The organism is Kocuria sp. NPDC057446, from assembly GCF_042802875.1.
Lineage (GTDB): Bacteria > Actinomycetota > Actinomycetes > Actinomycetales > Micrococcaceae > Kocuria.
Map to the genome: position 1 here is coordinate 1 of NZ_JBHVDI010000036.1, position 4,429 is coordinate 4,429.

A 4,429-nucleotide genomic window follows, 5' to 3' on the forward strand; every position below is an offset into this window, starting at 1 on the left:
ACCCGGCTCACCGCATGGCTGAAGAGCCGCGACTGCCGTAACAGCGCGTCCGTGGCCCAAGCAGCCGTCGAGGCTGCCGCTGCCCAGCACACGAGTCTTCCGACCCAGTCGGTGGGATGCGCCCTGGTGGCGAAACTGGCGGCAGCGATCTCGGCTGTCAACGACGATCGATGCGGAACTCGTCGAGGTTGACCGCGAGATCACCGACCGGTTCCAGCAGCACGAGAGCGCCGAGGTCTTGCTGAGCATGCCCGGTTTCGGGCCCGTGCCGGCGGCGACCTTCCTGGCCAACATCGGAGGCAACCTCGACGGGTTCGACACCGTCGACCGGCTCGCCTGCGTGGCCGGGCTCGCCCCGGTCCCACGCAACTCCGGGGGCATCAGCGGCAACCTGCACCGGCCCCGCCGCTTCAATCGACGGCTGTTGCGCACCTGCTATCCCGCTGCTCTCTCGAGCCTGAAGAACAGCCCGGCGTCCCGGATTTTCTATGATCGGAAAAGGGGCGAGGGCAAGTCCCACAAACAAGCGCTCATCGCCCTCGCACGTCGCCGCCTCAACGTCATCTGGGCCATGCTCCGGGACCACAGTCCATACCGAGAACCAGTCCCGGCCCCAGCACTCCTGGCTGCTTGACAACTGCATTGAGATTCCCAGTGCCCGGGCTCGAGTCGCTCCAGCACGTGGGCGGGTGGGCGCTGATCATCCGCACCGGCAACCCGAATCGGGCGCGGCGCCGGGACGGGTGGCGATGGGCCTTCCGGTACGTGCGCCCGGTCCGCAGGCAGGACCGTTGTCCCCGGGCCAGTGGCGGGAGCTGGTGGCGGTAGACGGCGCGGTAGTTCGTCTCGTGCGCCAGATGGCGTTCTCGCTGGCCCGGAAAGGTGGCCGGCAGGGCCCGGGCGATCTCGGAGGGACTCCAGTACTCGGCCAGCCGCGCAGCGACCCACGAGCCCAGCTGTGGGTCGGCTTCGATCTTGAGCCGAGGGTGGCGCCGCCGGCGTTGCGGGGCGAGCTGTTCGGCGGTGAAGGGTCGGTAGGCGGAGAGACCGCCGCGGTTGCGGCGCACCTCGCGGGAGATCGTCGAGGGGGGCCGGCCCAGCAACGCAGCGATCGTTCGGAGACTGGCGCCCGCCCGGAACTCGTCGGCGATCACCAGCCGCTCCTCCTGGGAGAGGAACCGGGCGGAGATCGGTTGCGGGGTCGGGGTCAGTGGCTCGAAGACGACCACGGTGCCGTCGGTGCGGGCCACCCGGTAGCCGTTCTTCCAGTTGTTCGCCGAGCTGGGGCTGATCCCCAGTTCACGGGCCGCGGCGGCCACGGACCAGCCCTGCCCGATCATCTTCAGGAACTGTTCCCTCTTGGCCGACATCGGACGCCGCCCAACGCGGCGATCATGTCCTTTCAATGGTGCTGTCATGGCCTAACTTGCGGTCAGGTGTTGCGACCATGACGAGAAAGCACCCCGTCGTTGACAAACTGATTGAACGCTTGGCAGCTTGGAACCTTGGGTCATGGCAAATCATCCTTCGGCCGCAATGCTGTTGAGGGAAGGCGACCGGGAAAAGCTGAGCCGGCCGGTGCCTTTGAGGACTGTCCTGGCGGAAAAGGCCAAGCAGGTGCGGATCGTACTGCTGTCGCCGAGGGCGTCTCCAACACCGAAAAGGTCGGGGTCACCCGCACCATGGTCATCGCCTGGCGGGTTCGCTCCACCGAGGCCGGCATCGCCGAGGGTCCCAGACCACACTCGTCGGTGAAGGACCAAACAAGTTATGAACTGGGGCGACAGTTTGAGATTACTGAATCATGGGGAATCACTTATCCTATTTGCGCAGTCGGGTCTGATTCACCGGCTGATCCCCAAAGGCATGGAAGTGCCGATTTGCTCTACCGGGCGTTTTTCCAGCTCCACGCCAGCCAACTTGAGTCTTAGCAAACTGGGCAAATAGAGACTGGCAATGAGAAACACCAAAGACCCAAACGTTAAAGTGCCATGATAGGCGGGTTGCAGTTCGGGGAAGGGGTCGCCCCAGAAGAAGCACAATTGGGCCAAGACGAATATGGCGAAAGCAAGTACGCCAATCAGCAGTGGCCCACCTTTCCGTGCTATTCGATCGGCCTCCATGCGCTTAAGCCGTTCCTCGATACGTTCAGCGGCCAGCCGAGCTTTGTCGCGTTCCCTGTCAATATCGCAGGACTTTTTGAAATCCTTCAGCGCCAGATGCATGTATGCGTTGTCCGGAGTGGCATCCATACCGTCAAATAGTTTCGCGTAGGCATATCCCCGAGAATAGAGCAACGCGCTTTTTTCGGACCTGCCGAGAATTTTAGAACCCTGCCGAGTCTCAGATGCATCCATCCCTCGACCGAAGAAATCGATGGCCCTAGTGTAGTTGACTTCAGGATCTTCGCCCGCGTCGCCCATGGCCGCATAGGTTTCCCCCAGGCCAATTAAGGTTTCAACATTTCGAGTGGACAGTGCCATATTTTTCTTATAACAGCTCTCCGCTTCCGCCCTATCCCCTAAATGTAATAGACATTCCGCAAGGTTGCTGCGAGCTCTTAAATTTTCCGGCTCCAGGGCAATTGCTCGTCGAAAACGGGATGCTGCTTCGTCGAATCTTTGCTGACTTGCGCGAAGCACGCCCATGTTCTGCTCAAAAGTTATGTCATTTTTGGCGTATGGAGCCACACGGTTCAACCATTGTTCGGCCGCATCATTGTCGCCGAGAGTGAGCAGGGTCTCTGCCACCGCAATCTGGTCCTTGATTGCTATCGCACTACCCGGAGCATGCGACACTCGCTCTCGGAGGACCTCCTGCGCCCGGCGCATCGCTCCATGACTCCGCCAGTATCCGTCGGGCCGTTCCATATGATCACGGTCGCGCATTTCTTTGAACACAACCGCCGATGCGCATAACGCCACGAGGTTGTTCGGATCGTATTCCAGAGATCTCTGTATGTAAGTCGCCCCTAGGTCGAATTTTTGAAGGTCTGAGGCAATCACACCCATATATGCATAGGTTTCCGACGCTGACAAATCATACATGTAATCAAAAACGCCGAGATCATGCTGTCTTCCCACGACTTCGTGCAATTGCAGAACTTGTGCCCATTCCCCACGCGCCTCTCCATATTTGAACTGTTTCTCCAGCACCCATGCCGCATTGTGTCTACAATGCACGTATATTTGATCGTTTTCGCGTCGGGGGCATGCTCGGTACTGCGCAAGCGCCTCAACATATCGCCCCTCATCTGAAAGTGCATTACCCCAGGCGAACCGAGCCCGGGACTCCTGGCTCGTACCAATAGCCCTGTGGAAAATTTCCTTCGCTTCACTCCAGCGCCCAGCTTGGGCCAGGGCTTCCCCCAAACGCACTTCTCGTTCAAGTCGCAGATCAGCGGTTGACGACCTAACAGCGACGCGATAGCAGTCAATTGCCGACCCCAATGATCTTGTTCCGTACAAAAATATCCAGCCTTTTTGTTCGGACGCCACCCCAATGTCACGAAGTTTGCCAGCTTCCTCAAGGGCATCAGAATATCTACCCAAACGCTGGTATAGCGCGATCAAGCCTAAGCGGAGGTCGTCGTTGCTGTCGCCGTCAAGGGCCGATACATACTCGTCGACAGCGGCATGAGAGTCACCTACGCGAAGGTGGTATTCACTTAGTCTTTGCACCATCCTTGCTTGCTGATACGGATTGGTTTCCTGCGTCACGGCTGCCTTGTATGCTGAAAGTGCTTCTGCATGCCGTCCCACTATCTCAAGCGCACGTCCGTAATCCGCAGTGCAGTTAGAGTCTTTTCCTATCAAGGACCGGAAAATTCGAAGTGCTTCGGCTGTCCTCCCCATAAACATCTGCAGGTCGGCAAGGTGTCGTTGTATCGCCGGGGAGTCTGGTTGGAGTTGTACTGCGGCCTCGTACTGGGCCAGCGCCTCCTCCACCCGACCCAGCTCACGCAACCGATCCCCCAGACCGCGCCGGTAGGCCACCTGGCCGGCAACATTCTCAATACTCCCCGCGCGCGCGATCGCCTCCTCCACCCGACCCAGCTGGACCAACAAGTTGATCAGGTCTCGCTGCATCCATGCAGAGTCGGGTTGGAGTTGTACTGCGGCCTCGTACTGGGCCAGCGCTTCCTCCACCCGACCCAGCTCACGCAACCGATCCCCCACCCGGTCGTGGGCATACGCCTTCTCGTACCCGGAAGGCAGCAGGTCAATCCCCCGAAGCGCTTCCCGGAGTCCTTCCTCGATACGGCCGAGATCGAACAAGACCTCCATCCGTTTCTCGCTCACGGACGCGTCATCGGGGTCCAGCCCACTCGCAGCCTCGTACTGGGCCAGCGCCTCCTCCACCCGACCCAGCTCACGCAACCGATCCCCCAGACCGCGCCGGTAGGCCACCTGGCCGGCAACATTCTCAA

At 60.2% G+C, this 4,429-nt stretch carries 3 protein-coding genes and 1 pseudogene; 2 read left to right on the plus strand and 2 right to left on the minus strand.

Annotated elements, in window-relative coordinates:
• Positions 1-192: pseudogene (locus ACFU0Y_RS06645) on the plus strand (IS110 family transposase); the annotation flags it as partial.
• Between the two features lie 55 nt (positions 193-247).
• Positions 248-634 carry a transposase gene (locus ACFU0Y_RS06650; protein ID WP_380213669.1) on the plus strand — a complete coding sequence of 129 codons (387 nt, stop codon included), beginning with the start codon at positions 248-250 and terminating at the stop codon, positions 632-634.
• Here ACFU0Y_RS06650 and ACFU0Y_RS06655 read toward each other — a convergent pair.
• On the minus strand, positions 561-1,370 hold the full coding sequence (locus tag ACFU0Y_RS06655) for a helix-turn-helix domain-containing protein (protein ID WP_380213670.1): 810 nt from the start codon (positions 1,368-1,370) through the stop codon (positions 561-563). The two genes, ACFU0Y_RS06650 and ACFU0Y_RS06655, sit on opposite strands and share 74 nt — an antisense overlap.
• 474 nt (positions 1,371-1,844) lie before the next feature.
• Positions 1,845-4,409: a tetratricopeptide repeat protein gene (locus tag ACFU0Y_RS06660; RefSeq protein ID WP_380213691.1), complete on the minus strand. Its 2,565-nt coding sequence runs from the start codon at positions 4,407-4,409 to the stop codon at positions 1,845-1,847.
• Positions 4,410-4,429 lie beyond the last annotated feature (20 nt).